Source organism: Microbacterium sp. 1154, from assembly GCF_031455375.1.
In the GTDB taxonomy this organism is placed as follows: Bacteria; Actinomycetota; Actinomycetes; order Actinomycetales; family Microbacteriaceae; genus Microbacterium.
Window position 1 is genome coordinate 161,280 of sequence record NZ_JAVDSN010000004.1, and the last position, 24,036, is coordinate 185,315.

Annotated in this window: 20 protein-coding genes, 1 tRNA gene and 1 other RNA gene; 11 read left to right on the forward strand and 11 right to left on the reverse strand. The window is 70.3% G+C overall.

What is annotated here, in order from left to right; translation table 11 throughout:
- Positions 1-6: 6 nt before the first annotated feature.
- Positions 7-1,707: a long-chain-fatty-acid--CoA ligase gene (locus J2X55_RS14290; RefSeq protein ID WP_309824200.1), complete on the forward strand. Its 1,701-nt coding sequence runs from the start codon at positions 7-9 to the stop codon at positions 1,705-1,707.
- Positions 1,708-1,756: 49 nt separating this feature from the next.
- On the opposite strand, the gene J2X55_RS14295 is transcribed toward J2X55_RS14290, so the two are convergent.
- Genes J2X55_RS14295 through J2X55_RS14305 form a run of 3 tightly spaced genes read right to left on the reverse strand, consistent with a single transcriptional unit; the run spans position 1,757 to position 6,327 of the window.
- The gene (locus J2X55_RS14295; protein WP_115918349.1) at positions 1,757-4,747 is read right to left on the reverse strand and encodes a bifunctional [glutamine synthetase] adenylyltransferase/[glutamine synthetase]-adenylyl-L-tyrosine phosphorylase; all 2,991 of its coding nucleotides are present in this window, start codon (positions 4,745-4,747) and stop codon (positions 1,757-1,759) included.
- Between the two features lie 10 nt (positions 4,748-4,757).
- Positions 4,758-6,098 (reverse strand): type I glutamate--ammonia ligase, encoded by a 1,341-nt coding sequence (glnA, locus tag J2X55_RS14300; RefSeq protein ID WP_115918939.1) that lies wholly within the window; start codon positions 6,096-6,098, stop codon positions 4,758-4,760.
- Between the two features lie 25 nt (positions 6,099-6,123).
- On the reverse strand, positions 6,124-6,327 hold the full coding sequence (locus tag J2X55_RS14305) for an SPOR domain-containing protein (RefSeq protein ID WP_181906471.1): 204 nt from the start codon (positions 6,325-6,327) through the stop codon (positions 6,124-6,126).
- A 96-nt stretch (positions 6,328-6,423) separates the two neighbouring features.
- Here J2X55_RS14305 and ppgK point away from each other — a divergent pair, with 96 nt between their 5' ends.
- A complete protein-coding gene (gene ppgK, locus J2X55_RS14310; RefSeq protein ID WP_309824204.1) occupies positions 6,424-7,209 on the forward strand; it encodes a polyphosphate--glucose phosphotransferase in 786 nt (261 codons plus the stop codon).
- A 76-nt stretch (positions 7,210-7,285) separates the two neighbouring features.
- Here the strand turns inward: ppgK and J2X55_RS14315 are convergent, their stop codons facing one another.
- The 4 genes from J2X55_RS14315 to J2X55_RS14330 all read right to left on the reverse strand — a co-directional run bounded on the left by J2X55_RS14315 (position 7,286) and on the right by J2X55_RS14330 (position 10,568).
- The gene (locus J2X55_RS14315; RefSeq protein ID WP_115918342.1) at positions 7,286-7,579 is read right to left on the reverse strand and encodes a hypothetical protein; all 294 of its coding nucleotides are present in this window, start codon (positions 7,577-7,579) and stop codon (positions 7,286-7,288) included.
- A 137-nt stretch (positions 7,580-7,716) separates the two neighbouring features.
- Positions 7,717-8,083, reverse strand: an RNA gene (gene rnpB / locus J2X55_RS14320) — RNase P RNA component class A.
- A gap of 37 nt (positions 8,084-8,120) precedes the next feature.
- Complete coding sequence (locus J2X55_RS14325; RefSeq protein ID WP_115918340.1) at positions 8,121-9,827, reverse strand: bifunctional 3'-5' exonuclease/DNA polymerase; 1,707 nt, start codon at positions 9,825-9,827, stop codon at positions 8,121-8,123.
- Positions 9,828-9,839: 12 nt separating this feature from the next.
- Positions 9,840-10,568 (reverse strand): zinc ribbon domain-containing protein, encoded by a 729-nt coding sequence (locus J2X55_RS14330; RefSeq protein WP_115918338.1) that lies wholly within the window; start codon positions 10,566-10,568, stop codon positions 9,840-9,842.
- 226 nt (positions 10,569-10,794) lie between these two features.
- On the opposite strand from J2X55_RS14330, the gene J2X55_RS14335 reads away from it, so the two are divergent.
- Positions 10,795-10,867, forward strand: a tRNA-Val gene (locus J2X55_RS14335).
- A 3-nt stretch (positions 10,868-10,870) separates the two neighbouring features.
- Here the strand turns inward: J2X55_RS14335 and J2X55_RS14340 are convergent.
- Positions 10,871-11,566, reverse strand: a complete 696-nt coding sequence (locus tag J2X55_RS14340; RefSeq protein WP_115918259.1) for a DUF1345 domain-containing protein — start codon at positions 11,564-11,566, stop codon at positions 10,871-10,873.
- Positions 11,567-11,817: 251 nt separating this feature from the next.
- On the opposite strand from J2X55_RS14340, the gene aceE reads away from it, so the two are divergent.
- The 6 genes from aceE (at position 11,818) to J2X55_RS14370 (ending at position 19,468) form a co-directional block, all read left to right on the forward strand.
- Complete coding sequence (gene aceE, locus J2X55_RS14345; RefSeq protein ID WP_115918257.1) at positions 11,818-14,544, forward strand: pyruvate dehydrogenase (acetyl-transferring), homodimeric type; 2,727 nt, start codon at positions 11,818-11,820, stop codon at positions 14,542-14,544.
- 118 nt (positions 14,545-14,662) lie between these two features.
- Positions 14,663-15,841 (forward strand): helix-turn-helix domain-containing protein, encoded by a 1,179-nt coding sequence (locus J2X55_RS14350; protein ID WP_309824259.1) that lies wholly within the window; start codon positions 14,663-14,665, stop codon positions 15,839-15,841.
- Positions 15,842-15,923: 82 nt separating this feature from the next.
- The gene (locus J2X55_RS14355; RefSeq protein ID WP_309824211.1) at positions 15,924-16,844 is read left to right on the forward strand and encodes an ACP S-malonyltransferase; all 921 of its coding nucleotides are present in this window, start codon (positions 15,924-15,926) and stop codon (positions 16,842-16,844) included.
- Positions 16,841-17,845 carry a beta-ketoacyl-ACP synthase III gene (locus J2X55_RS14360; protein ID WP_115918251.1) on the forward strand — a complete coding sequence of 335 codons (1,005 nt, stop codon included), beginning with the start codon at positions 16,841-16,843 and terminating at the stop codon, positions 17,843-17,845. The genes J2X55_RS14355 and J2X55_RS14360 overlap by 4 nt, the downstream gene beginning before the upstream one ends.
- Before the next feature lie 67 nt (positions 17,846-17,912).
- Positions 17,913-18,161, forward strand: a complete 249-nt coding sequence (locus tag J2X55_RS14365; RefSeq protein WP_022880558.1) for an acyl carrier protein — start codon at positions 17,913-17,915, stop codon at positions 18,159-18,161.
- 68 nt (positions 18,162-18,229) lie between these two features.
- Positions 18,230-19,468, forward strand: a complete 1,239-nt coding sequence (locus J2X55_RS14370) for a beta-ketoacyl-[acyl-carrier-protein] synthase family protein (protein ID WP_309824214.1) — start codon at positions 18,230-18,232, stop codon at positions 19,466-19,468.
- Positions 19,469-19,623: 155 nt separating this feature from the next.
- Here J2X55_RS14370 and J2X55_RS14375 read toward each other — a convergent pair whose 3' ends face one another.
- The 3 genes from J2X55_RS14375 to J2X55_RS14385 all read right to left on the reverse strand — a co-directional run bounded on the left by J2X55_RS14375 (position 19,624) and on the right by J2X55_RS14385 (position 21,779).
- A complete protein-coding gene (locus tag J2X55_RS14375) occupies positions 19,624-20,127 on the reverse strand; it encodes a DUF3145 domain-containing protein (protein WP_115918247.1) in 504 nt (167 codons plus the stop codon).
- Positions 20,128-20,286: 159 nt separating this feature from the next.
- Positions 20,287-21,156: a hypothetical protein gene (locus tag J2X55_RS14380; RefSeq protein WP_309824217.1), complete on the reverse strand. Its 870-nt coding sequence runs from the start codon at positions 21,154-21,156 to the stop codon at positions 20,287-20,289.
- Between the two features lie 77 nt (positions 21,157-21,233).
- Positions 21,234-21,779 carry a hypothetical protein gene (locus J2X55_RS14385; protein ID WP_309824219.1) on the reverse strand — a complete coding sequence of 182 codons (546 nt, stop codon included), beginning with the start codon at positions 21,777-21,779 and terminating at the stop codon, positions 21,234-21,236.
- 145 nt (positions 21,780-21,924) lie between these two features.
- Between J2X55_RS14385 and J2X55_RS14390 the strand changes: the two genes are divergently transcribed.
- Both J2X55_RS14390 and J2X55_RS14395 read left to right on the forward strand, forming a co-directional pair.
- Positions 21,925-22,599, forward strand: coding sequence for a response regulator transcription factor (locus tag J2X55_RS14390; RefSeq protein WP_115918241.1), 675 nt, complete (start codon positions 21,925-21,927; stop codon positions 22,597-22,599).
- The gene (locus J2X55_RS14395) at positions 22,596-24,023 is read left to right on the forward strand and encodes a HAMP domain-containing sensor histidine kinase (protein ID WP_309824222.1); all 1,428 of its coding nucleotides are present in this window, start codon (positions 22,596-22,598) and stop codon (positions 24,021-24,023) included. Before J2X55_RS14390 ends, J2X55_RS14395 begins: the two co-directional genes overlap by 4 nt.
- The last annotated feature ends 13 nt before the right edge of the window (positions 24,024-24,036 follow it).

Sequence of the window (24,036 nt, forward strand, 5' to 3'; positions counted from 1 at the left end):
AGGAGTATGCCGGAGTCTCCTTACGCGTCACGTCCGTGGTCGTCCTCCTACGCCGAGGGTGTGCCCCTCGAGATCGACGAGCCCTCGCAGACACTCCCCGACATGCTGGCGGCGTCGGTCGCCCGGTACGGCAAGAAGACGGCGCTGGAGTTCTTCGGCGCCACCACGTCGTACCGTGACCTCGGCGACCAGGTGTCGCGAGCAGCCGAGGGGCTGCGTCGTCTCGGTGTGCGTGCCGGCGACCGCGTCGCTCTCGTTCTGCCCAACAGCCCGCAGCATGTGGTCGCGTTCTATGCCGCGTTGCGACTCGGAGCGATCGTCATCGAGCACAACCCGATCTACACCCCGCGCGAGCTCCGCCACCAGTTCGAGGACCACGGCGCGCGGTTCGCCATCGTCTGGGACAAGCTGGCTGACACGGTCGCCGAGTTCCCCGCCGACCTCGCCCTCGAGAAGATCGTGAGCGTCGACATCACGGCCGCGCTCCCCCTCGGCAAGCGCCTGGCGCTGCGTCTGCCCCTCGCGAAGGCCAAGGCCGCTCGCGAGCAACTCACGAGCACTCCGCGGTCGAAACGGCCTCTCGCGTGGGAGAAGCTGCTCACGCACGGCACGCTTTCGCGCAAGCACGCCGGTCCCGTCCTCGGCGACATCGCGCTGCTGCAGTACACCAGCGGCACCACCGGCGCGCCCAAGGGCGCCATCCTCACGCACTCCAACCTCCGCGCGAACGCGATGCAGGGCCGCGCGTGGGTGCCGGGCCTGCGTGACGGCGAAGAGACGTTCTACGGCGTGCTCCCTCTGTTCCACGCCTACGGACTGACGCTCTGTCTCACCTTCGCGATGAGCATCGGCGCGAAGCTCGTGCTGTTCCCGAAGTACGACCTCGAGTTGGTGACGGCGGCGGCGAAGAAGAGCCCGCCGACGTTCCTTCCGGCGGTGCCGCCCATCTACGACCAGCTCGCGCGGGCTGCGGCCCGCGGCACCGTGGATCTCAGCACCGTACGGTTCGCCATCTCGGGCGCGATGAGTCTGCCCGTCGCCACGGTCGATCGCTGGGAGGCCGCGACCGGCGGGCTGCTCGTCGAGGGCTACGGTATGACGGAGTCCTCACCCGTGGCGCTCGGCAACCCGATCGGGCCCTCGCGCCGACCGGGAACGGTGGGAGTGCCGTTCCCGAGTACCGAGATCCGCGTCGTCGATCCCGAAGACCCCACCGTCGATCGGCCCCAGGGCGAGGCCGGCGAGCTGCTCCTGCGCGGCCCGCAGGTCTTCCAGGGCTACTGGAACCGTCCGTCCGACACGGCGGCTACACTGCTCGCCGGTGGGTGGTTGCGCACCGGCGACATCGCCACGGTCTCGCCCGATGGATTCGTCACCATCGTCGATCGGTTGAAAGAGATCATCATCACCGGCGGCTTCAACGTCTCGCCGAGCGAGGTCGAAGACGTGCTCACCTCGCACCCCGACATCGCGGGGGCAGCCGTGGTCGCCCTGCCGAAGTCCAGTGGACAAGAAGACGTGGCCGCGGCGATCGTGCTGCGCGAGGGCGTCCACGTCGAGCCCGACGCCATCCGCGACTTCTGCAAAACGCGTCTCGCGGCGTACAAGGTTCCGCGCCGCGTCGTGGTGGTCGACGACCTCCCCCGTTCGCTCATCGGCAAGGTGCAGCGGCGAGAGGTCCGCGAACGCCTCATGTCCAAAGCCTGAGGGAAGAGGGGATGCCGCGGTGTCGCGGCATCCGCTCGTTTCGGGTCCGTCAGCCGTAGAAGAGCTTGTCGAAGACGCGGCGGGCGCGGCGGGTGGCGCCGAAGTAGTCTTCCTCGACCTGTGTCGCGGAGCGCGGCGCGTACTCGAGGATGCGGCCGATCCCGTCGAGCTTGGCGCGGTCGACGGGGAGGACGTTGCTCGTCTGCCCCGACAACAGGGTGTTGGCGGAGCGCAGCCGGCTCGCCAGGTGCCACGCGGCGGCGAGTTTTTCGGCGGCGTCGGGCTCGATGTGGCCCGCATCGACGGCCGCCTCGAGCGCCTCGAGGGTGGACGTCGTCCGCATCGCCGGGGTCGCGCGGGCGTGCTGCAATTGCAGAAGCTGCACGAGCCACTCGACGTCGCTGATCGAGCCCGGGCCGAGCTTGAGGTGCCGTGCGGGGTCGGCGCCCTGGGGCAGGCGCTCGTTCTCGACGCGCGCCTTGATGCGGCGGATCTCGCGCAGACCGTTCTGATCGGCGGCGACCGGGTAACGCACCTCGTCGGCGAGTTCGAGGAACGCCCCGATTAGTTTCACGCTGCCGGCCACTCCGCGCGCGCGGAGCAGCGCCTGGGCCTCCCACGACAGCGACCAGCGCCGGTAGTACTCTGCGTACGCGTCGAGCGAGCGAGCCAGCGGTCCGCTGCGCCCCTCGGGACGGAGCTCGGCGTCGAGATCGAGCGGCAGACGGTGGTCTTCGGAGTGCTCGCGCAGACCCGCGACGAGCTTGAGCGCGAGCTGACTCGCCCTCTGCGGGTCGATGCCGTTCGCGCGGTAGACGTACATGACATCGGCATCCGAGCCGAAACCGAGCTCGCGCCCGCCGAAGCGCCCCATCGCGATGACCGCGAAGTCAAGGTCGTCGTCCTCGGGTGGGACGACGACCCGGCGCACGGCGCGCAGGGTGGCCTGGATCGTGACCTCGGTGATCGTCGTGAGGGCGTCGGAGAGTTCTTCCAGGGATACCGTGCCGAGCACCGCGGCCATTGCGACGCGCAGCATCTCGCGGCGCCGCAGAGCCCGCACCGAGCGCATGGCGTCGTCGATGTTCTGCCAGCGCGTCTGGATCGCCCGGGCTTCTTCTTCGAGGGCCTTGCCCGATCGCGGGCGCAGCAGGGCGTCGTCGTCGAGCCATGCGACCGACTCGGGGATCCACTCCATGAGCTCGCCGATGTATCGCGAGCCGGACAGCACGCGCGTGAGACTCTCGGCGGCACCCGCCGAGTCGCGCAGCATCCGGAGGAACCACGGGGTGTTGCCGAGGCGTTCGCTGATGCGGCGGAAGACGAGCAGGCCGTAGTCGGGGTCGACGCCGTCGGCGAACCAGCGGATCATGATCGGCATGAGGTGCCGCTGAATGGTCGCCTTGCGGCTCAGGCCACTGGTCAACGCCGCGATGTGGCGCAGCGCGCCGGCCGGGTCGCGGAAGCCGATCGCGGCGAGGCGGTCGCGGGCCTGCTCGGTCGAGAGCGTGCGCTCCCCCTCGGGCAGGGCGGCGACAGCCGAGAGCAGCGGACGGTAGAACAGGCGCACGTGGATGTCGCGCACCTCGCGCTTGATGCCTTCCCACACCGCCTGGATTCCGGATGCCGAGTCGGCCAGGCCGGATGCTCGTGCGAGGACCCGCAGATCGTCGTCCTTCTCGGGCAGAAGGGCCGTTCGGCGCAGCCCGCGGAGTTGGAGGCGATGCTCGAGCAACCGCAGCAGGCGGTAGTCGCGCGCAAAGGCTTCGGCCTCGGTCCGACCGATGTACCCCTCCGCGACCAGGGCGTCGAGGGCTTCGAGCGTGCCGCGTTGACGGATGCGCTCGTCGGTGAGACCGTGTACGAGCTGCAGGAGCTGCACGGTGAACTCGACGTCGCGGATGCCGCCCGGGCCGAGCTTGAGCTGACGGTTGACCTCGGCGGAGGGGATGTGGTCGGTGACGCGCTCGCGCATGCGCTGGACGCCCTCGACGAAGTTCTCGCGCGCGGCGCTGTGCCAGACCAGAGGCTGGACCGCGGCGACGTACTCGGCGCCGAGCGTCGCGTCACCCGCGATGGCCCGGGCCTTGAGCAGGGCCTGAAACTCCCAGCTCTTGGCCCACCGGGCGTAGTACTGCTCGTGCGAGGCGAGGCTGCGCACGAGCGCGCCCTGCTTGCCCTCGGGGCGCAGATTCGGGTCGACCTCCCACAGCGGCGGCTCGATCTCGGCGCCGGAGATGCCGCGCATCGTCTGCACGGCCAGGCGGGTGCCGATGTCGATCGCTCGCGCCTCGGAGACCACCTCGTCGTCCGCGGAGCCGCCGACGAAGATGACGTCGACGTCGCTGACATAATTCAGCTCGCGCGCGCCGGTCTTGCCCATCGCGATGATGGCGAATCGGGTTGCCTCGACCTGCTCGCGGGGGAACGCCCCCGGCCCCGGGCCGGAGATCCGCGACCGAGCCACGCTCAGTGACGCTTCGAGGGCGGCTCCGGCGAGGTCGGCGAGAGCCGAGGACACGACCGGAATGGCCCCGGCGGGGTCGTCCTGTCCGAGATCGTAGGCCGCGATCCGAGCCAGCAGACGGCGGTAGCGCACGCGCAACGCGACCCACGCGGCATCCGACGAATCCGCGGCGAAGCCTTCGACGTCGCCGACGGATGCCAGGAGCTCGGCGCGCATGGAGGGTTCATCGGGCACTGTCAGCCCCGCACCCGAGAGGTGCGCGAGCTCGTCCGGGTGCCGCAGGTAGAACTCGGCGAAGCCGTCGGACGCACCGACCAGATCCCAGAGGGCTCGCCAGGCGCCGGCGTCCGCTGCCGTCGCGCGTACCGCGTCGCGATCGCGGCGGGCGACCTGCAGGATCGACAGGAGCGCACGGTCGGGATCCGCCACGCGCTGCGCGAGCTGCATGGCATCCGCCCGCTCGACTCCCACCGACTCCTCGAGCTCGCCGAGCAGGGTGTCTGCTTCGGCGAGTCGCGAGAAGCCGGTGCGAGCGAGGGCGGTGAGCGCGGTGGAGCGATCGCCCGAGGTCATGGAACGACCGTCAGAGTGCTTCGAGGTTGCTCGCGAGCTCGAACGGCGTCACCTGGGCGCGGTACTGCTGCCACTCGCGACGCTTGTTGAGCAGCACGTACTTGAAGACCGTCTCGCCCAGCGTCTCGGCGACCAGTTCCGACTCCTCGAGGTACTCGAGAGCGTGGTCGAGGCTCGCGGGCAGCGGGGCGTACCCGAGAGCACGGCGCTCGGTGTCGCTGAGCGACCAGACGTTGTCCTCCGCCTCGGCGGGGAGTTCGTACTCCTCCTCGATGCCCTTGAGGCCTGCCGCGAGCATGAGAGCGTACGACAGGTACGGGTTCGCGGCGGAGTCGAGGGCGCGGTACTCGACGCGGGTCGACTGGCCCTTGTTGGGCTTGTACAGCGGAACGCGCACGAGCGCGGAGCGGTTGTTGTGGCCCCAGCAGATGAAGCTCGGCGCCTCGTCGCCGCCCCACAGGCGCTTGTACGAGTTGACGAACTGATTCGTCACGGCCGAGATCTCGTTCGCGTGGCGCAGGAGGCCGGCGATGAAGTGACGACCGACCTTCGACAGCTGGTACTGGCCCCCCTCTTCGTAGAAGGCGTTCATGTCGCCCTCGAACAGCGAGAGGTGCGTGTGCATGCCGCTGCCGGGCTGGCCGCTGATGGGCTTGGGCATGAAGGTGGCGTACACGCCCTGTTCGATCGCGACCTCCTTCACCACCGTGCGGAACGTCATGATGTTGTCGGCGGTGGTCAGCGCGTCGGCGTACCGCAGGTCGATCTCGTTCTGGCCGGGGCCGCCCTCGTGGTGGCTGAACTCGACCGAGATACCGAGGTCTTCGAGCATGCGCACCGACCGGCGGCGGAAGTCGTGCGCCGTGCCGCCGGGGACGTTGTCGAAGTATCCGGCGGAGTCGACGGGCTGCGGACGCCCGTCCGCGCCGAGCTGCGACGACTTCAGCAGGTAGAACTCGATCTCGGGGTGCGTGTAGAACGTGAACCCGGCGTCGGCGGCCTTCGCGAGCGTGCGCTTCAGCACGTGCCGCGGATCGGCGACGGCGGGCTGGCCATCGGGCGTCGTGATGTCGCAGAACATGCGCGCCGTCGGGTCGATCTCGCCGCGCCACGGCAGGATCTGGAAGGTGGTGGGGTCGGGGTGCGCCAGCAGATCCGATTCATAGGAGCGGGTGAGCCCCTCGATCGCGGAGCCGTCGAAGCCGAGACCCTCGGTGAAGGCTCCCTCCACCTCGGCCGGGGCGATCGCCACCGACTTGAGCGTGCCGACCACGTCGGTGAACCAGAGGCGGACGAACTTGACGCCCCGCTCCTCGATCGTGCGCAAGACGAAATCGCGCTGCTTGTCCATCGTCATCCCTCGTTTCGGTGGGCGTTCAGCGGGTGGAGCCGGAGCCCCAGTCGTCGCGGGCGTCTTCTTCGGCCCACTGCTTCGAACGCTCCTTCATCAGCTGCGGCGCGTTGGCCGCTTCTTCGGCGGTGGCGAAGGGGCCGGCGCGATCGACCGCGGGCGACTCGTACCCCTGCTCGACCTTGCCGGTCTCGAGGTTGTACCAGTACTTCTTGTCTTCGTCGCTCACGATCGCTCCTCACGTGGATCTCGCGTCTCGGCGCGAACCGCCGGTGCTCCCCCGATCCTACTGATCCCGACCGTGCGGCTGGATAGGCTGAGGGGTATGGCAACGAATGCGTCTCGTGCGGTCGGAGTGGACATCGGCGGAACCGGCATCAAAGCGGGAATCGTCGATCTGGATGCCGGGGAGCTCGTCAGCGACCGTGTCAAGGTCGCGACCCCCGCGGGCGCGGAGCCGGCCGACGTGCTCGCGGCGGTGCACCAGGTGCTCGAGAGCCTCGAGGCCCCCGCGGATCTGCCGCTGGGCGTGGCGTTCCCCGCGATCGTGAAGGGGGGCCGCACCCTGTCGGCCGCGAACGTGTCGAAGTCGTGGATCGGCTTCGAGGCCGAGAAGTTCTTCGAGCACGGGCTCTCGCGCGACATCCACTTCGCCAATGATGCGGATGTCGCCGGGATCGCCGAGGTGCGCTACGGCGCCGCCAAGGGCGTGAACGGTCTCGTCATCCTCACCACGCTCGGTACCGGTATCGGGTCGGCGATGATCTACGACGGTGTACTCGTTCCCAACAGCGAGCTGGGTCACCTGCAGCGCGCCGGACACAAGAGGGATGCCGAGCACTTCGCCGCCTACTCGGCGATGGAGCGCGAGGAACTGTCGTGGGACAAGTGGGCCAAGCGCCTGCAGTGGTACTACGACTACGTCGAGTTCCTCTTCAGCCCCGACCTCATCGTCGTCGGCGGCGGCGTGTCGAAGCACTCCGAGAACTTCCTCCCCCTGCTGAAGCTGCGCGCGCCGATCGTCCCGGCGAAGCACCGCAACAACGCGGGCATCATCGGCGCGGCCTCGCTCGCGGTCCCGGTGCCCGAGGCGCTGCCCGCGGTCAAGTAGGTCCTGTCGGCGCCCGAGGGCGGGTGCCGCCGGCGCGGCGCGGCACGGTGTGCATCCAGGCCCCGTGTCGTCCGGGTCAGGCGGCCTCGTCCACCCGGCGCACGCTCACCGCGTTGCGCCACACGACGGGTGCCCAGTGCCCGCCGGCGCAGGGCACCTCGAGCATGACGACGCGGTCGTTCCCGCCGGTCGCCCACGCCGGTTCGCGTGTCGCCGCGCGATTGGGCCAGGTCACCCACGCCCACACCGGTCGTTTCTGCGTGTACCACTCGATCGCCCGCGTTCCCCAGGTCTCGGGCTGCAGCGTGCAGGGGGCGATGGATGCCAGCACCCGCGCGACCATCTCGTCGCTGACCCTCGTCGAACCCATGCACCGGACCCCTTCCCCGGCCGTGCTCGAGTGTAGAACATATGTCCGACACTCGCGGAGGGCTCGACGCGTTCCGGGAGCACGGATTCCACCGCGCACGACGGGTTGGTCTCGGGGCGTGACGATCGGGGGCTGCGCGAATGGGCCGGCCTGTACGCCGGGTTCTGTCCGGGGGTCGAAACCCCGTGGACGGTCATCTCTCTCGGCGACACGTTGCCGTGCCGCTCCAGCGGCCTACCCGGGGACTCGGCGAGCCGCGTCGTCATCCCCTGTCTGGCCTTGCTCCGGACGAGGTTTACCTCGCGGGTCGTGTCACCACGACCCCGGTGGTCTCTTACACCACCCTTTCACCCTTACCCCGGCCCCGAGGGGCCGAGGCGGTCTGCTCTCTGTGGCACTGTCTCGCGGATTGCTCCGGGTGGGCGTTACCCACCGTCCTGCCCTGTGGAGCCCGGACGTTCCTCGGCACGGGCGAACCCATGACGCGACCGTCCAGCCGACCCATTCGCGTCGGCCAGTCTACCGGGGCGGTGTCGGCCCCTCAGCCTTTCTCGGCCGTCTCGCCGATCCGCAGGTCGAGGGGGAAGTCGATCGGGAAGGTACCGAACAGCAGGCGTCCCGCCGACGCTGCGGACTCGCGAACGGCCTCAGCGACGGCCTCGGCATGCTGCAGCGGCGTGTGCACGACGATCTCGTCGTGCAAGAAGAACGCCAGGTGCGGTGAGCGCGCGAACACCGGTCCCGAGGCAGGCGCCGCGTGGGCGGCATCCACTTCGGGAAGCTCGGCGAGACGGGAACGGAGGTCGGCCAGCCACGCCAGAGCCCACTCGGCGGCCGTGCCCTGGACGACGAAGTTGCGGGTGAATCGGCCGCGGTCCCGGGCGGAGCGCCTCGCGCGCGTCTCGTCGATCCCGGATGCCGCCGCATCGCTCGCCCGTGACTGCAGGTCGCGCCACGAGTCACCGGCCGCGGGAGAGGTGCGTCCGAGCCAGGTGTGCACGACGCCACCGTCCTCCCCCGTGCGCGCGGCATCGTCGACGAGCTGCATCGCCCGCGGAAACGTACGGCGCAGGCGTGGCAGCAGTCGCCCGCTCTCCCCCGTGGTGGCCCCGTACATCGCCCCCAGCATGGCGAGCTTCGCCTCGGCGCGGGTGGCGACGGCGCCGCGCTCGACGATGCCGGCGTAGAGATCGCGGCCCGATGCGGCCTCGGCCAAGGCCGTGTCGCGCGCCATCGCCGCGAGGACGCGCGGTTCGAGCTGCGCGACGTCGGCGGTCACGAGCGTCCATCCCGGGTCGGCGCGCACGGCGGTGCGCAGCGACCGCGGGATCTGCAGCGCTCCCCCGCCGGACGACGCCCAACGGCCGGTGACGACGCCCGCGGCGACGTAGACGGGGCGGAACCGGTCGGCGCGTACCCATTCGTCGAGCCACGCCCAGCCGTTCGCGGTGTAGAGCCGCATGAGCTTCTTGTACGAGATGAGGGGGCGCACCACGGGGTGATCGTGCTCGGCCAGTTCCCATCGGCTGGTGGACTGCACCAGCAGGCCCGCGCGGTGCAGTGAGCGCAGCAGCCGCGGCTGCGAGTCGAGCGAGGCGGCGGGGTCGCCCAGTGCGGCGCGGACCGTGGCGGCGGCGTGCTCGATGCGGGTGGGCAATCCTCCCCCGCGCCGCGCGCCGAGTTCTTCCTCGAGCAACGCTTCGTGTGCGGCGCGGCTCCAGGGGACGCCGACGGTGTGCAGCTCTTCGGCGATGAGCGCTCCGGCCGATTCCGCCGCGCAGAGCAACCGCAGCGCCCCCGGATTCGTCGACGATCCGATCGCCGACACCTGCCGGCGGTACTCGGCGAGGGCCGCATCGGCGCTCTCGGGAATCCCGGATGCCGACTCCCCCAGCTCGAACAGCGTGTCACCGCCCGCGGGGGCCGAGGTGGCGGCATCCCAGGCCGTGGCGGCGCGCAGACCGTGGTCGTCGCGGACGGCAGCGGCGTCGCGGAGGATGGCATGGACGAGACGCAGGTCCCACGCGCGAGCGACGCGCGCCCCGGCCGCCAGGAGCCGGGAGTACACCGTCGTCGAATCGGCCCACACCCAGCGGACATCGCCATCCGCTTCGCGCAGCGAGACCGCGGAGGCCAGTGCCTCAGCGTTGATCTCGACCGTGTGCGACGGCGCACCATCGGCATCCAGATCGATCAGGGCGACCCGACCGGAGGCAGTCGTGCCGACGACGACCGTGTCAGACGGCACGGCCGTCTCGGGTCACCGCGACTCTTCGGTGCGGACGAGGATTGCGCCGCACTCGGGGCAGAACACGACCTCGTCCGTCTGGGCACGACGCACCGTGGCCAGGTCGCTCGGCGGGAGGACCATGCGGCAGGCCTCGCACGCGCCCGCGCGCAGGAGCCCGGCGCCGTTGCCGCGGACGGCGAGACGCTCGTACAGGCCGAGGAGGTCGGTGGGGACGGCGGCGGCGACGGCGTCGCGATCGCGCCGTGCGCCCTCGAGGCGGGTGGTCGCGTCGGACACGGTGGTCTTGGCCTCGGCGCTCAGCTGTGCGCCCAGAGCATTGGTCTCGGCGATCAGGGCCTCTTGCTCGGAGACCGCGGCATCCGCCGTCTCGAGGCGTTCCATGAGCGCGATCTCCATGTCTTCGAGGTCGCCCTTGCGGCGCGTGAGCGAGGCGAGCTCGCTCTCGAAGCCCTGTGCCTGCTTGGGGTTCGACGACGCGGCGAGACGCTCGGTGTCACGCGCGATGCGCGCGTCGACGACGGCCACGTCGGACTCGAGACGCTTCAGCTCTGCGGTGATGTCGTCACGCGTGTTGGCGCGGATCGACAGCTCCTGCGTGAGCGTGGCCCGCTGCGCGAGGAGTTCGCGCACGCGCTCGGCCTGCGGCGGATTGGCCGAGACCTTCTCGTCACGACGGATACGGGCGTCGAGGTCGGCGAGGTCGAGCAGTTTGCGCTGGTCGGCGGGATCGGCATTCACGGGTTCCACGCTACCCCGGGGCCCCGACATCGGCGGTACGCGACCGCCGCCCCGTGGGGCGGGGTCTGCGGGGCACGGCCGGGTCCCGGCATCCCGAGTCGACCCGCCCCGCGCGAGATGACCGGCGAAGCGCCGGAAACGCGGGTGATCTCGCGAATGCCGGGTGATGTCGATGCCGACGGTGCACACGCTCGCAGGGGACCCGACGCTAGACTCGAGGCATCCAGGGCCTTTAGCTCAGCTGGTAGAGCGCCACGTTTACACCGTGGATGTCGTCGGTTCGATCCCGGCAGGGCCCACCGTCAGTTCAGGATGTTCACGCTGCGCGAGATCACGAGCGCCAGCAGGATGAAGCCCGACACCGCCTGCACCATCATGAAGAGCTTCGCCCGTGTGCTCAGCGGCATCACGTCGGTGGGGCTGAACGCCATGGCGTTGGATGCCGAGAAGTACAGGTAGTCGACGTACCCGGGCGCCCAGTCCTCGGTGTCGGAGGATCGGCGGGCCACCTCGCTCACGGCATCCCGATCCGAGTCCTGCGGGAACTGGAAGTCTGCCGGCGGCAAGTCGTCTCGCGCATCACGGCGGCGCGCGATGGGTCCCCCGCGATCCATCTCCCAGTAGACGACGGCGTAGCCGATGACGTTGATGGCCCACACCTGCGCGGCGCCGAGCAGCGTCCCGGCGCCACTGCCCTCCCCGTGCAGCAGCTGCTGGATGAGCAGGAAGAAGGCGACCTGGTTCGCCAGGAGAAGCACAGCGGTGAAGGCCAGCGCGAACCCCCGACCGACGGCCGATTCCCGCGACAGGCGCGAGGGGTTGGTGACCACCATGGGGATCGCGCACAGCACACCGGCGGCGACGACGACGTAGCGGAGCACACCCGACGCCTCGGTGGGCAGCACCGCGTACAGCCCCGTGCCGACGGCCAGGGCGATCAGGACCGGCCAGCGATGCTCCGGTCGGGTGCGGAAGCCCTCGCGCTCGTGCGTGCTCACGCGCTCAGGCTAGACCTGGGCCCCCACGCAGCTGCCCGGGCGCGGTCGTTTCAGGCGGTCTTGACAGCCCGGAGCTCGTCTCGATGTCGAACGGTGTGCCCGGCGGACGGGCGGTCGGCGCGGCCGAGGCGCATCCGATGGCGCCGCGACTCGCTAGGCTGGACGTTGGTTGATTGTGCGGAGCAGACAAGGGTTGCCGCACTCGTATGGCGATTCTCTGGCATGACCTGCCAGACGACGAAAGGTCTTCCGTGACTGTTCACGACCAGGATCCGTATTCGCAGGGGCCGCAGGACAGCGACCCGGAAGAGACCGGGGAGTGGCAGGAATCCCTGCGACAGCTGGTCCAGGCGAAGGGTCCGGCTCGCGCTCGCGAGATCATGCTGAGCCTGCTCAAGGGCTCGAAGGAACTGCACCTCAACGTGCCGATGGTTCCGACCACCGACTACATCAACACCATCTCGCAGAAGAACGAGCCCGAGTTCCCCGGTGACGAGGAGCTCGAGCGTCGCTACCGCAAGTGGATCCGCTGGAACGCCGCGGTCACCGTGCACCGCGCCCAGCGTCCCGGCATCGGCGTCGGCGGCCACATCTCGACCTACGCGTCGTCGGCGGCTCTGTACGAAGTGGGCTTCAACCACTTCTTCCGCGGTCTCGACGACCCGTCGGGCGGAGACCAGATCTTCATCCAGGGCCACGCCTCTCCCGGCGCCTACGCCCGCGCGTACCTCGAGGGTCGTCTGACCGAGGCGCAGCTCGACGGTTTCCGTCAGGAGAAGTCGCAGGCGCCCAACGGCATCCCGTCGTACCCGCACCCGCGCCTCATGCCGGAGTTCTGGCAGTTCCCGACCGTGTCGATGGGCCTCGGCCCGATCAACGCGATCTACCAGGCGATGTCGAACAAGTACCTGTCGAACCGCGGCATCAAGGACGTGGGCGACTCGCACGTCTGGGCCTACCTCGGCGACGGCGAGATGGACGAGGTCGAGAGCCGCGGACAGCTGCAGGTCGCCGCCAACGAGGGCCTCGACAACCTCACGTTCATCATCAACTGCAACCTCCAGCGCCTCGACGGCCCGGTCCGCGGCAACGGCAAGATCATCCAGGAGCTCGAGAGCTTCTTCCGCGGCGCAGGCTGGAACGTCATCAAGGTCGTCTGGGGTCGCGAGTGGGACGACCTGCTCGCCCGCGACACCGAGGGCGCGCTGCTCAACCTCATGAACAGCACCCCCGACGGCGACTACCAGACCTACAAGGCCGAGAACGGCGCGTACGTGCGCGAGAACTTCTTCGGTCGCGACCCGCGTGCTCTCGAGCTCGTCAAGGACTACACCGACGAGCAGGTCTGGGGCCTGAAGCGCGGTGGCCACGACTACCGCAAGGTCTTCGCCGCGTTCAAGGCCGCCAAGGAGCACAAGGGCCAGCCCACCGTCATCCTGGCGAAGACGATCAAGGGCTACGGCCTGGGTCCGCACTTCGAGGGCCGCAACGCGACCCACCAGATGAAGAAGCTGACGCTCGACGACCTCAAGGCGTTCCGCGACGCGATGGACATCCCCGTCACCGACGCACAGCTCGACGAGAACCCCTACCAGCCGCCGTACTACAACCCCGGTGAGCAGGACGAGACGATCAAGTACATGCTCGAGCGTCGTCGCGCGCTCGGCGGCTTCCTCCCCGAGCGTCGCACCACCCACGTCGGTCTCGAACTGCCGGGGGATGCCGCGTACGCGCTGCCCAAGAAGGGTTCGGGCACGCAGGAGATCGCCACGACCATGGCGTTCGTGCGTCTGCTGAAGGACCTGCTGCGGGTCAAGGACTTCGGTCACCGCATCGTCCCGATCATCCCCGATGAGGCGCGCACGTTCGGCATGGACGCGTACTTCCCCACGGCGAAGATCTACAACCCCAAGGGTCAGCACTACACCTCCGTCGACCGCGAGCTGCTGCTGGCGTACAAGGAGAGCCCGCAGGGCCAGATCGTGCACGTCGGCATCAACGAGGCGGGCGCACTCGCGGCGTTCACCGCGGCGGGCACGGCGTACTCGACCCACGGCGAGCCGCTCATCCCGGTCTACGTCTTCTACTCGATGTTCGGCTTCCAGCGCACGGGCGACGCCCAGTGGGCTGCGGGCGACCAGATGGCTCGCGGCTTCATCATTGGTGCCACCGCCGGTCGCACCACCCTGACCGGTGAGGGCCTGCAGCACGCCGACGGTCACTCGCAGCTGCTCGCGTCGACCAACCCCGCGACCGTGTCGTACGACCCGGCGTACGGCTACGAGATCTCGCACATCGTCCGCTCCGGTATCGAGCGCATGTACGGCGGGAACCACCCCGACCCCAACGTCATGTACTACATGACGGTGTACAACGAGCCCTACGTGCAGCCGGCCGAACCCGAGGGTGTCGACGTCGACGGCATCATCCGCGGCATCCACCACATCTCCTCGGGTGAGGGCGACGGGCCCCGTGCCCAGCTGCTCGCTTCGGGCGTCGGTGTGCCGTGGGCGTTCGAGGCCCAGCGTCTGCTGAAGGACGACTGGGGCGTGGTCGCCGACGTGTGGTCGGTGACCTCGTGGAGCGAGCTGCGCCGCGACGGTCTCGCCGCCGACGAGCACAACTTCCTGCACCCCGAGGAAGAGCCCCGTGTGCCCTACCTCACCGACAAGCTGAAGGAAGCCCAGGGCCCGGTCATCGCGGTCAGCGACTGGATGCACGCGGTCCAGGACCAGATCCGCCAGTGGGTGCCGCAGAACTACTGGACGCTCGGTGCCGACGGGTTCGGCTTCTCGGACACCCGCGCTGCCGCCCGTCGCTTCTTCAAGATCGACGGCCCCTCGATGGTCGTCCGCGCCCTCCAGGCGCTGGCGGAAGAGGGCAAGGTGGACCGCGCGGTCGTCGGTCAGGCGATCGAGAAGTACCGCCTCCACGACGTCAACGCCGGCACCACCGGCAACGCGGGCGGCGAGGCCTGATCGCGTGACGAGCACCACCGACGGGTCCGGTTCCGCCTCCACGGGCGGGGCCGGACCCGACCGGTCTGCGGGCTCGACGGCTGCCGCCGCGAAAGAGAAGGCCGACACCCTCACCTGGCTGCGACGCATCTCGGGCGATCTCGCGACGGCGACCATCCAGCGCCTCGAAGAGACGCTCCCCTGGTACGCCGAGATGCCCCCCGCGCGGCGGTCGGCCGTCGGGCTCGTCGCCCAGGCGGGTATCACGTCGTTCCTGCAGTGGTTCGAGGAGCCGGCATCCACGCCCGCGATCGCGGCCGACATCTTCGCGGCCGCTCCTCGTGAGCTCCTGCGCAGCGTCAGCTTGACCCAGACCCTGCAGCTCGTCCGCGTGACCGTCGAGGTCATGGAGGAGCGCGTGGCCGGGCGCAGCGAGAAGGTGCGCGAGGCGATGCTCTCGTACTCGCGCGAAGTGGCCTTCGCCGCCGCCGATGTCTACGCCCGCGCCGCCGAGGCGCGAGGGCTCTGGGACGCGCGCCTCGAAGCCCTCGTTGTCGACTCGATCCTCACCGGTGAGGCCGACGACGAACTCCCTAGCCGCATCGCCGCCCTCGGGTGGCACGGCCACGGAGAGGTCGCGGTGCTCGTGGGCACGACTCCCCCGCAGCTCGACGTCGACCAGGTGCGTCGCACCGCGCGCAAGCTCGGCGTCGACGTGCTCATCGGCGTGCAGGGTTCGCGTCTCGTGCTGGTGGTCGGTCGCGCCGACCTGCCCGCCCGCGCGGGAGAAGAGCACGCCGAACTGCCCTTCCCCGAGATCGCGAAACGCCTCGAACCGGGCTTCGGTACCGGTCACCTCGTGCTGGGGCCGGCCGTGCCCGCGCTGGTCGACGCCGGGCAGAGCGCCCGTGCGGCCCTCGCCGGGTTCGCCGTGGCCCGCGCATGGCGCCACGCCCCGCGACCGGTCGAGGCCGACGACCTGCTGCCCGAGCGCGCCCTTGCCGGCGACGCCGTGGCCAAGCAGACGCTCGTCGACCGCGTCTACCAGCCACTTCAGGCCCACAGCGCCGACCTCGTCGCGACGCTGTGGAGCTACCTCGACAACGGCCGTTCGCTCGAGGCCACGGCCCGCGAGCTCTACGTGCACCCCAACACCGTCCGCTACCGCCTGAAGCGGGTGTCGGAGGTCATCGGATGGGATGCCACGGGCCCGCGCGAAGCGCTCATCCTGCAGACGGCGCTGATCCTCGGATCGATCGGGACGGATGCCACGCGCCGTCGGGGACCGGTGGGTCGTCGGACGTCCCTCGCGCGCTGATGCACGGCGCGCACAAAGACACGCCGTATTTCTGTGTCGATATCTCCAGAAGCGAGTGCCGGATCCTTGACAGGATGGAACGGTGATCATCGCCGTCTTCCCCGGGCAGGGTTCCCAGACCCCCGGGTTCCTCTCGCCGTGGCTCGAACTCGACGGGGCTCGTGAGCGTCTCGCGGCCTACTCCGAGCAGGCGGGTGTCGATCTCGTCGCCGCCGGAACAGAGTGGGATGCCGACCGCATCCGCGACACGAGCGTCGCTCAGCCTCTGATCGTCGCGGCGAGCCTGCTGTCGTGGGCCGCGCTGAACGATCGCGCCGGCGCGCCGGTCGGCGGCGTCGCGGGGCACTCCGTCGGCGAGATCGCCGCGCTGGCGGCATCCGGTGTCCTCTCCGAGGACGACGCCCTGCGTGTGGTCGGACTCCGCGGCCGCGCGATGGCCGAGGCGGCCGACGCCGTCGAGACGGGCATGAGCGCCGTCGTCGGCGGCGACGAGCAGGCCGTGCTCGAGCGCCTCGAGACTCTCGGCCTCACCCCGGCCAACTACAACGGAGGCGGTCAGATCGTCGCCGCCGGCGAGCTGCCGGCGCTGGCCGAACTCGCCGCAGAGGCGCCGCGCGGCGCCCGCGTCATCGCCCTGCAGGTCGCCGGAGCTTTCCACACGCGTTTCATGGAGCCCGCGGTCGAGACGCTCCGCGCCGCCGCCGCCGACGTGACGGTCGCCGACCCGAACACCGCGCTCTGGACCAACTCCGACGGCTCCGTCGTCGCCGAGGGCCGCCGTGCCCTCGACCTCGTCGTCGCGCAGGTCGCCTCCCCCGTGCGGTGGGACCGCTGCATGGCCTCGTTCGCCGATCACGGGGTGACCGGCATCATCGAGATGTCGCCCGCCGGCGCGCTGACGGGACTCGCGAAGCGCGCCCTCCGCGGCACCCCCACCGTCGCGGTCAAGACCCCCGACGACCTCGACGCGGCCGTCTCCCTGCTGAAAGAAGAACAGGCATGAGCATCCCCACCCTCCGTCAGCTGCAGGGGCCCGCGCACACGCGCATCTACTCCTACGGTGCCGCCCGCGGCGAGAACTTCGTCCCCAACGACGATCTCGTGGGGCCGATCGACTCGAGTGATGAGTGGATCCGCCAGCGCACCGGCATCGTCACGCGCGTTCGCGCGAACAAAGAGACGGATGCCATCGACCTGGCCACCACGGCCGCGCGCGAGGCCGTCGAGAAGTCGGGTGTGGCGCCCGAGGACATCGACGCCGTGATCGTGGCGACCATCAGCAACCCCAAGCAGACGCCGTCCGCCTCGGCCATCGTCGCCGACCGCATCGGTGTCAACCCGGCCGCCGCGTACGACCTCAACGCCGCGTGCGCGGGCTTCGCCTACGGCGTCGGTCAGGCGGACGCCCTCGTGCGCGCCGGCCTCGCTAAGCACGTGGTGGTCGTCGGCGCCGAGAAGCTCAGCGACGTCGTCGACCCCACCGACCGGAGCATCTCGTTCCTGCTCGGCGACGGCGCGGGTGCCGTGGTCGTCGGCCCGAGCGACACCCCCGGCATCGGTCCCACCATCTGGGGCTCGGACGGTTCGAAGTCGGACGCGGTGGGGATGAACGCCACGCTCACGGACTTCCGCGACGGCGCCGCCCCGTGGCCGACCCTCCGCCAGGAGGGCCCCACGGTCTTCCGCTGGGCCGTCTGGGAGATGGTGAAGGTCGCCCGCCAGGCGATCGAGGCCGCCGGCATCGAGCCCGCCGACCTGGCGGCCTTCGTGCCGCACCAGGCGAACATGCGCATCATCGACGAGTTCGCGAAGCAGCTGGGTCTGCCCGAGACCGTCGTCATCGGTCGGGACATCGAGACCACCGGTAACACGTCCGCGGCATCCATCCCTCTCGCCACCCACCGCTTGCTCGAGGAACACCCCGAGCTCAGCGGCGGCCTCGCGCTCCAGATCGGCTTCGGAGCCGGACTGGTGTTCGGCGCGCAGGTCGTCGTGCTTCCCTGACGCAGCGCCGTCGAACTCTAGACTGATCGGGGCCTGACAGGCCCGCCCCTAACAAACAGGAGACATCATGGCATTCACCAACGACGAGGTTCTCGCCGGCCTTGCCGAGCTCATCACCGACGAGACCGGCATTTCGGCCGACGAGGTCGCGCTCGAGAAGTCGTTCACCGACGACCTCGACATCGACTCCATCTCGATGATGACGATCGTCGTCAACGCCGAGGAGAAGTTCGGCGTCACCATCCCCGACGACGAGGTCAAGAACCTCAAGACCGTCGGCGACGCCGTGACCTTCATCACGTCGAACCAGTCCTGACACCTCCCGGTGGGGGCTCCGGCCCCCACCGGTCACGACCTGTCGGCCGCACCAAGGATTTCTCGCTCATGAGCACACCCCGCATCGTCGTCACCGGCATCGGAGCCACTTCGCCCATCGGCGGCACGGCGCCCGAGAGCTGGTCCGCCCTGCTCGCCGGAACCTCCGGCGCCCGTTCCCTCGAGCACGAGTGGGTCGAGCAGTACAACCTGCCCGTCACGTTCGCCGCCGAGGCCCTCGTGCGCCCCGAGACCGTGCTCGAGCGTCCCGTCGCCAAGCGACTCGACCCCTCGTCGCAGCTCGCGATGGTGGCGGCCAAAGAGGCCTGGGAAGACGCGGGCTCACCCGACATCGACCCCGACCGTCTCGGCGTGGACTTCGCCACCGGCATCGGCGGCGTCTGGACGCTGCTCGACGCCTGGGACACCCTGCGCGAGAAGGGCCCGCGGCGCGTCATGCCGATGACGGTGCCCATGCTCATGCCCAACGCGGCCGCCGGCAACCTCTCCCTGCACTTCAACGCCCGGGCGTTCGCTCGTACCGTCGCTTCGGCCTGCGCGTCGAGCACCGAGTCGATCGTCAACGCCGTGCAGCACATCCGCGACGGTCTGGCCGACGTGGTGATCGCCGGCGGCACCGAGTCGGCGATCCACCCCATCACGATCGCCTCGTTCGCGTCGATGCAGGCGCTGTCCAAGCGCAACGACTCCCCCGAGACGGCGTCTCGCCCCGCCAGCATCGACCGCGACGGCTTCGTCATGGGCGAGGGCGCCGGCGTGCTCATCCTCGAGACCGAAGAGCACGCCAAGGCCCGCGGAGCGAAGATCTACGCCTCGATCGTGGGCGGCGGCGTCACGGCCGACTCGTACCACATCACCGCGAACGACCCCGAGGGTCACGGTGCCGCGCGCGCCGTGCACATGGCGCTCGAGATGGCGGGAGCGTCGGTCGACGACGTCACGCACATCAACGCGCACGCCACCTCGACCCCCGTCGGCGACCCGAACGAGTACAAGGCGCTGCGCGCGGTCTTCGGCGATCGCGTCGACGAGATCCCCGTCTCGGCGACCAAGGCCTCCACCGGTCACCTGCTGGGTGGAACGGGCGCCCTCGAGGCGATCTTCACGGTCCTGGCTCTGCAGAACCGTGTCGCCCCGCCCACCATCAACCTCACCGAGCAGGACCCCGAGGTCCCGTTCGCGCTCTCCGGCTCGTCTGTCGAGCTCGGCGGCGGCGATCAGCTCGCGATCAGCAACTCGTTCGGCTTCGGCGGGCACAACGCCGTCGTCGCCATCGCCTCGGTCTGAGCGCGGTCTCCTCGACGAGAGAGAGCCCCCTGGCATCCCCCCGATTGCGTTCGGGGATGCCAGGGGGCTCTCTTTCGTCAGGCGAGGGATACGCGGTCCCGGTGCCGGGTGTAGTCACCGACCTCCGATAGTGGCGCCTCCCCCGCCCGACGGTCTCAGCCGACCTTGTGCAGCCACACGATCTGCTGGTCGTCGCCGGCGTGGCGGAAAGGTTCGAGCTCTTCGTCCCAGGCCGAGCCCAGGGCGACGTCGAGTTCGCGCTGCAGCTCGAAGGCGTCGCCCGCGGCGACCTCCATCGCATAGCGCACGCGGTCTTCGGCGATGACGACGTTGCCGGCGGAGTCGGTCTGAGCGAAATGGATGCCGAGCCCCGGCGTGTGCATCCAGCGTCCACCGTCACTGCGGGGCGTGGGATCCTCGCTCACCTCGAAGCGGAGGTGCTCCCATCCTCGGATCGCGCTCGCGAGCGCGGCACCGGAGCCGACGGGGCCCTCCCAATAGAACTCCGCGCGACGGCTGCCGGCGAGAACGGGCTGCTCGGTCCAGTCGAAGTTGACGGCGCGGCCGAGAGCGCGTCCCACCGCCCACTCGAGGTGGGGGCACAACGCGCGGGGCGCGGAGTGGATCAGGATCACTCCGCGCGAAGACGTGATCGCCATGGTTTCTCCTTCGTCAGGTACGTCTTCCCCTACGACCTGTGACGGAGTTCCGGCGATTGTTCGGTTATGCGGCCATTATCGCCCGTGCATAACGAAATCACAACACTGTGATTCCTCCGCGTGTCCCGCGTGTCGACTGCCGGTGCTCATCGCCCCGGATCATCCGAACCACAGCGCCCAATAGAGCGCGAAGTTGCGGTTGCCGTAGGCCGAGCACGAATCCCCGGTGCCCCAGCGAGCGGCGAGGGCCGCGGGGTTCGGTTGGTAGGGCGTGTAGTTGTACAACGCCGCCGTCGCGGCGTTCGCGATGGTCACCTCGGAACCGCCGCAGGAGGGGTCGGGCGAGAAAGCGAGATAGTGCGTGCCCGGCTGCCGCATAAATCCGGACGCGCTGTAGGACTTCAGATCGGTCGCTGCTTGAGCGACCTGGGCGCCGAAGCCCGCGGCTCCGGAATCGCACGGGGCGGTGTCGGGGCACCGGGCTCCCATGGCGGCACCGAGCTGCTCGGGCGTGGGTGCGCGAGCGGTGCGACCCGAGACGAGGCTCTGCTCCTTCTGGAGCGTCACGAGCAGCACCTTCGCCGAGATGCCGCACGCGCGCTGCAGACGGTCGATGATCTGCGCCGCGGTCAGTTCCCCTCCGTCGTAGCCTTCGCAGACCGTGCGGCCGGTGGCATCCGAGACGACGGGGCCTCGACCCGGCAGGTCGGTGCGCAGCACCGACAGGCACGAGTCGTTGCGGCACTCCCCCACCTCGTCGTCGAGGAAGGCCTGGATCTGATCGGCGGTGAGTGCGTCGCCGTCGTAGAACTGCTCGTCGTCGATGAGGTGACCCGGGTCGAACGAGGTGAGGTCGATGGCCTCGCGCCGCACTTCGGTGTTCCACGCGGTGGTCAGCGAGACGAGCGGGACGACAGCGAGGCCCACCAGACCGACGAGCACCGCGGCCACTGCGCCGAAGGTGAGACGCCGCCGACGGATCAGCCGCTGCCGGGGCGTGCGGCGGCGCCGCGTGCGTGTTCTCGCCACCGAACGATCGTGCCTCACCGCGCTGACCGCGCGCTGCACGCGAAGGGCGTGGCGCGTCGGTCAGCGCGGGAAACGGCTCAACTTCCCGGCGTGGCGGGAGGCGTCGGCGTGGTGCCGTCGGCCGGAGGGGTGGGAGCCGTACCGTCCGCGGGAGGCGCGGGCCGCGTGGGCTTCTGCCCGTCGGCGGGCGGGGTGGGGGCGGTGCCATCCGCGGGGGGCGCGGGCTTGTCGGCATCGCCCTTGGGAGCGCCCGGACCGCCGGGGCCGCACTCTGCCGGTCCCTTACCGCCGCCGGGGGCGGCGGGTGCCGTGCCGTCGGCGGGAGGCGTGGGCGCCGTTCCGTCGGCGGGGGTCTCGGGGGTGGCGCCCGGGGTGGGCGCCGTTCCCGGAGTGCTGCTACCGGGGCCCGTCGATCCGCCGTCGGCGCTGGGGGCGGAGGTGGTGGACGCGGCCAGCGGACCCGTTCCATTGCTCTGCGCGGCGAGGGCGGCGGTTCCGCCCGTGATGCCCGCGGCCACGATCACGGCGCCGGCGATCAGCGCCGGTCCGCGCCACGAGCGGCGGCGGGATTCGGGGGTCTCCTCCTGACGCGGCAGCGGCAGGGTGGGGTTGTCGTCGTTCATGGTTCTCTTCCCGTCCGGTGTCGGTCACCGGCTCTGAGACCAGACTTCGAGCCGGGACTGAAGCGAAGCTGAAGCCCGTGCACCCGCCCGGTTCGCATACGCAAGCCATAACTCGCATTCAGCCCGCGACCGTATCGTCGCTCGAATGTCCTTCGCTGCCCGCGTGCTCGTCCTCGATGACGACGAGACGATTCGCGTCGCCGTCACGACCGCTCTGCGCGCCGACGGCTTCGTCGCCGAGGCGGCTCCGGACGGGACGGACCTCGGCGAGAGACTGGCGTCTTTTCGCCCCGACCTCGTGATCATCGACTGGATGATGCCGGGGCCGAGCGGCATCCGGTTGCTCCCGCTCGTGCGTGCGGCAGGTGACACCGCGGTGATCATGCTGACCGCGCGCGACGAGGTCGACGACCGCCTCCGCGGCTTCGCCGAGGGCGCCGACGACTACGTGGTGAAACCGTTCACCATGGCGGAACTCGTCGCACGCAGCGGCGCGGTGCTGCGGCGACGCGGGCGGCTGCCGCAGACGGTGTCGGTGGGCGACCTCGTGGTGGACCCCGATGCCGCGACGGCGCATCGCGGCGGAGTGTCGCTCGAGCTGACCGCCACCGAGTTCCGTCTGCTGCAGCTCCTCGCGGAGAGCCGCGGGCGCACGCTCTCGAAGGCGCAGATCCTGACGCAGGTGTGGGGGTACGAGGACTACGACCCCAATCTGGTGGAGGTCCACCTGAGCGCGCTGCGACGCAAGATGGAGCAGCGCGGGCCGCGGCTCATCCACACGGTCCGCGGACTCGGTTACCGCTTGAGCGAGGAGCGATGAGCACCTCGCCCCCGTTGAAGTCGGGGTCGCTGCGCCGACGAACCATCGTCGCGGTGGTGGCTCTCGTCGCGTTGCTGCTGGTCGTGCTCGCGGTGGTCGTCGACGTGGCACTGGGGGCTCGCCTGCGCGGTCAGATCGAGGAGCGATTGCGCGATCGCGCGGCCGCCGCCGCGTCCCTCGTGGGCACAGTCGACGACGCCGACCTTGCCGAACGTCTGTCGTATCAGGGGCTGGCCGTCCGCATCGACAGCGCCGGCGGCGACTCGGTGGTCGCCGGTCCCAGCCCCGATCAGCTTCGCGACGGCCCTCCGGGTGGACCCGGGGGGCCCGGTGCGGGGCCCGCCGACCGGTCGACGCCGCAGCCGACCGCCTCGAGCGACGTCAGCGTCGTCGCCTCGGAGGTCGCCGGAGACGACGACCTGGTCACCCTCCGCTCGACCCTCAGCGACGGCTCGACGTTGACGCTGACCGCGTCGGCCGCCGGCATCGGCGACACGCTCGCTCAGGTGCGCTGGATCATGGCCGTGTCGTCCGTCGGCGTCCTGGTGCTGGCGGCGGGCGCGGTGACCCTCGTCGTGAGGCGGAGCCTGCGGCCCCTGGATCAGGTGTCGCAGGTCGCTCGCGCGATCGGCTCCGGTGAGCGGGAGCGGCGTCTTCACCCCACCCGGTCCGACACCGAGATCGGGCGCGTGGCCACCGCCCTCGACGACATGCTCGACGACGTGGTGGGTGCAGAGCAGGCGGCGCTTGACGCCGAACAGCGCCTGCGGGCGTTCCTCTCCGACGCGGCGCACGAGTTGCGTACCCCGGTCGCCGGCATCCGCGCCGCCGCCGACACGCTCGTGCGCGCCGACCTCGACGGCCCCGAGCGCGAGGTCCTCGCCGCGCACGTGGCCCGTGAGGCGGCGCGGGCTTCGCGCCTCGTCGATGATCTGCTGACGATGGCGCGGGTCGATCGTGGTCTCGAGCTCTCGTGCAGCGACCTCGACCTGCGCGCCCTCGTCGAGGCCGAGGTCGAGCGTGCTCCGCTCGTGCACCCGTCGCTGCGTCTCGAGGTGCGGGCTCCGGATGCCGCCGTGCCGGTGCACGCGGATGCGGATCGCCTCGCTCAGGTGCTGTCGAACCTCCTCGAGAATGCAGCACGGGCGACCGGCGGGACCGGGACGGTGATCGTGGCTCTCGCCGTGCACGGCGCGGCCGCGGTGGTGTCCGTCACCGACGACGGCCCCGGTGTGCCGGCTGCCGACCGCGAGCGCATCTTCGAGCGTCTCGTCCGTCTGGACACCGCGAGGGCGGCATCCGGCGGTGTGGGACTCGGGTTGCCGATCGCTCGAGGCATCGCGCGGGCGCACGGGGGTGACGTCCGCTGCGTCGACAGCGAGCGCGGAGCGCGTTTCGAGGTCACGCTGCCGCTTGCGTCCTGACGTGGGCCGGCCC

Coding starts and splice junctions, on each gene's coding strand:
- J2X55_RS14290 (WP_309824200.1), top strand. CDS start 7: ATGCCGGAGTCTCCTTACGCGTCACGTCCGTGGTCGTCCTCCTACGCC.
- J2X55_RS14295 (WP_115918349.1), bottom strand. CDS start 4,747: ATGACCTCGGGCGATCGCTCCACCGCGCTCACCGCCCTCGCTCGCACC.
- glnA (WP_115918939.1), bottom strand. CDS start 6,098: ATGGACAAGCAGCGCGATTTCGTCTTGCGCACGATCGAGGAGCGGGGC.
- ppgK (WP_309824204.1), top strand. CDS start 6,424: ATGGCAACGAATGCGTCTCGTGCGGTCGGAGTGGACATCGGCGGAACC.
- J2X55_RS14315 (WP_115918342.1), bottom strand. CDS start 7,579: ATGGGTTCGACGAGGGTCAGCGACGAGATGGTCGCGCGGGTGCTGGCA.
- J2X55_RS14360 (WP_115918251.1), top strand. CDS start 16,841: ATGAGCATCCCCACCCTCCGTCAGCTGCAGGGGCCCGCGCACACGCGC.
- J2X55_RS14365 (WP_022880558.1), top strand. CDS start 17,913: ATGGCATTCACCAACGACGAGGTTCTCGCCGGCCTTGCCGAGCTCATC.
- J2X55_RS14370 (WP_309824214.1), top strand. CDS start 18,230: ATGAGCACACCCCGCATCGTCGTCACCGGCATCGGAGCCACTTCGCCC.
- J2X55_RS14375 (WP_115918247.1), bottom strand. CDS start 20,127: ATGGCGATCACGTCTTCGCGCGGAGTGATCCTGATCCACTCCGCGCCC.
- J2X55_RS14385 (WP_309824219.1), bottom strand. CDS start 21,779: ATGAACGACGACAACCCCACCCTGCCGCTGCCGCGTCAGGAGGAGACC.
- J2X55_RS14390 (WP_115918241.1), top strand. CDS start 21,925: ATGTCCTTCGCTGCCCGCGTGCTCGTCCTCGATGACGACGAGACGATT.
- J2X55_RS14395 (WP_309824222.1), top strand. CDS start 22,596: ATGAGCACCTCGCCCCCGTTGAAGTCGGGGTCGCTGCGCCGACGAACC.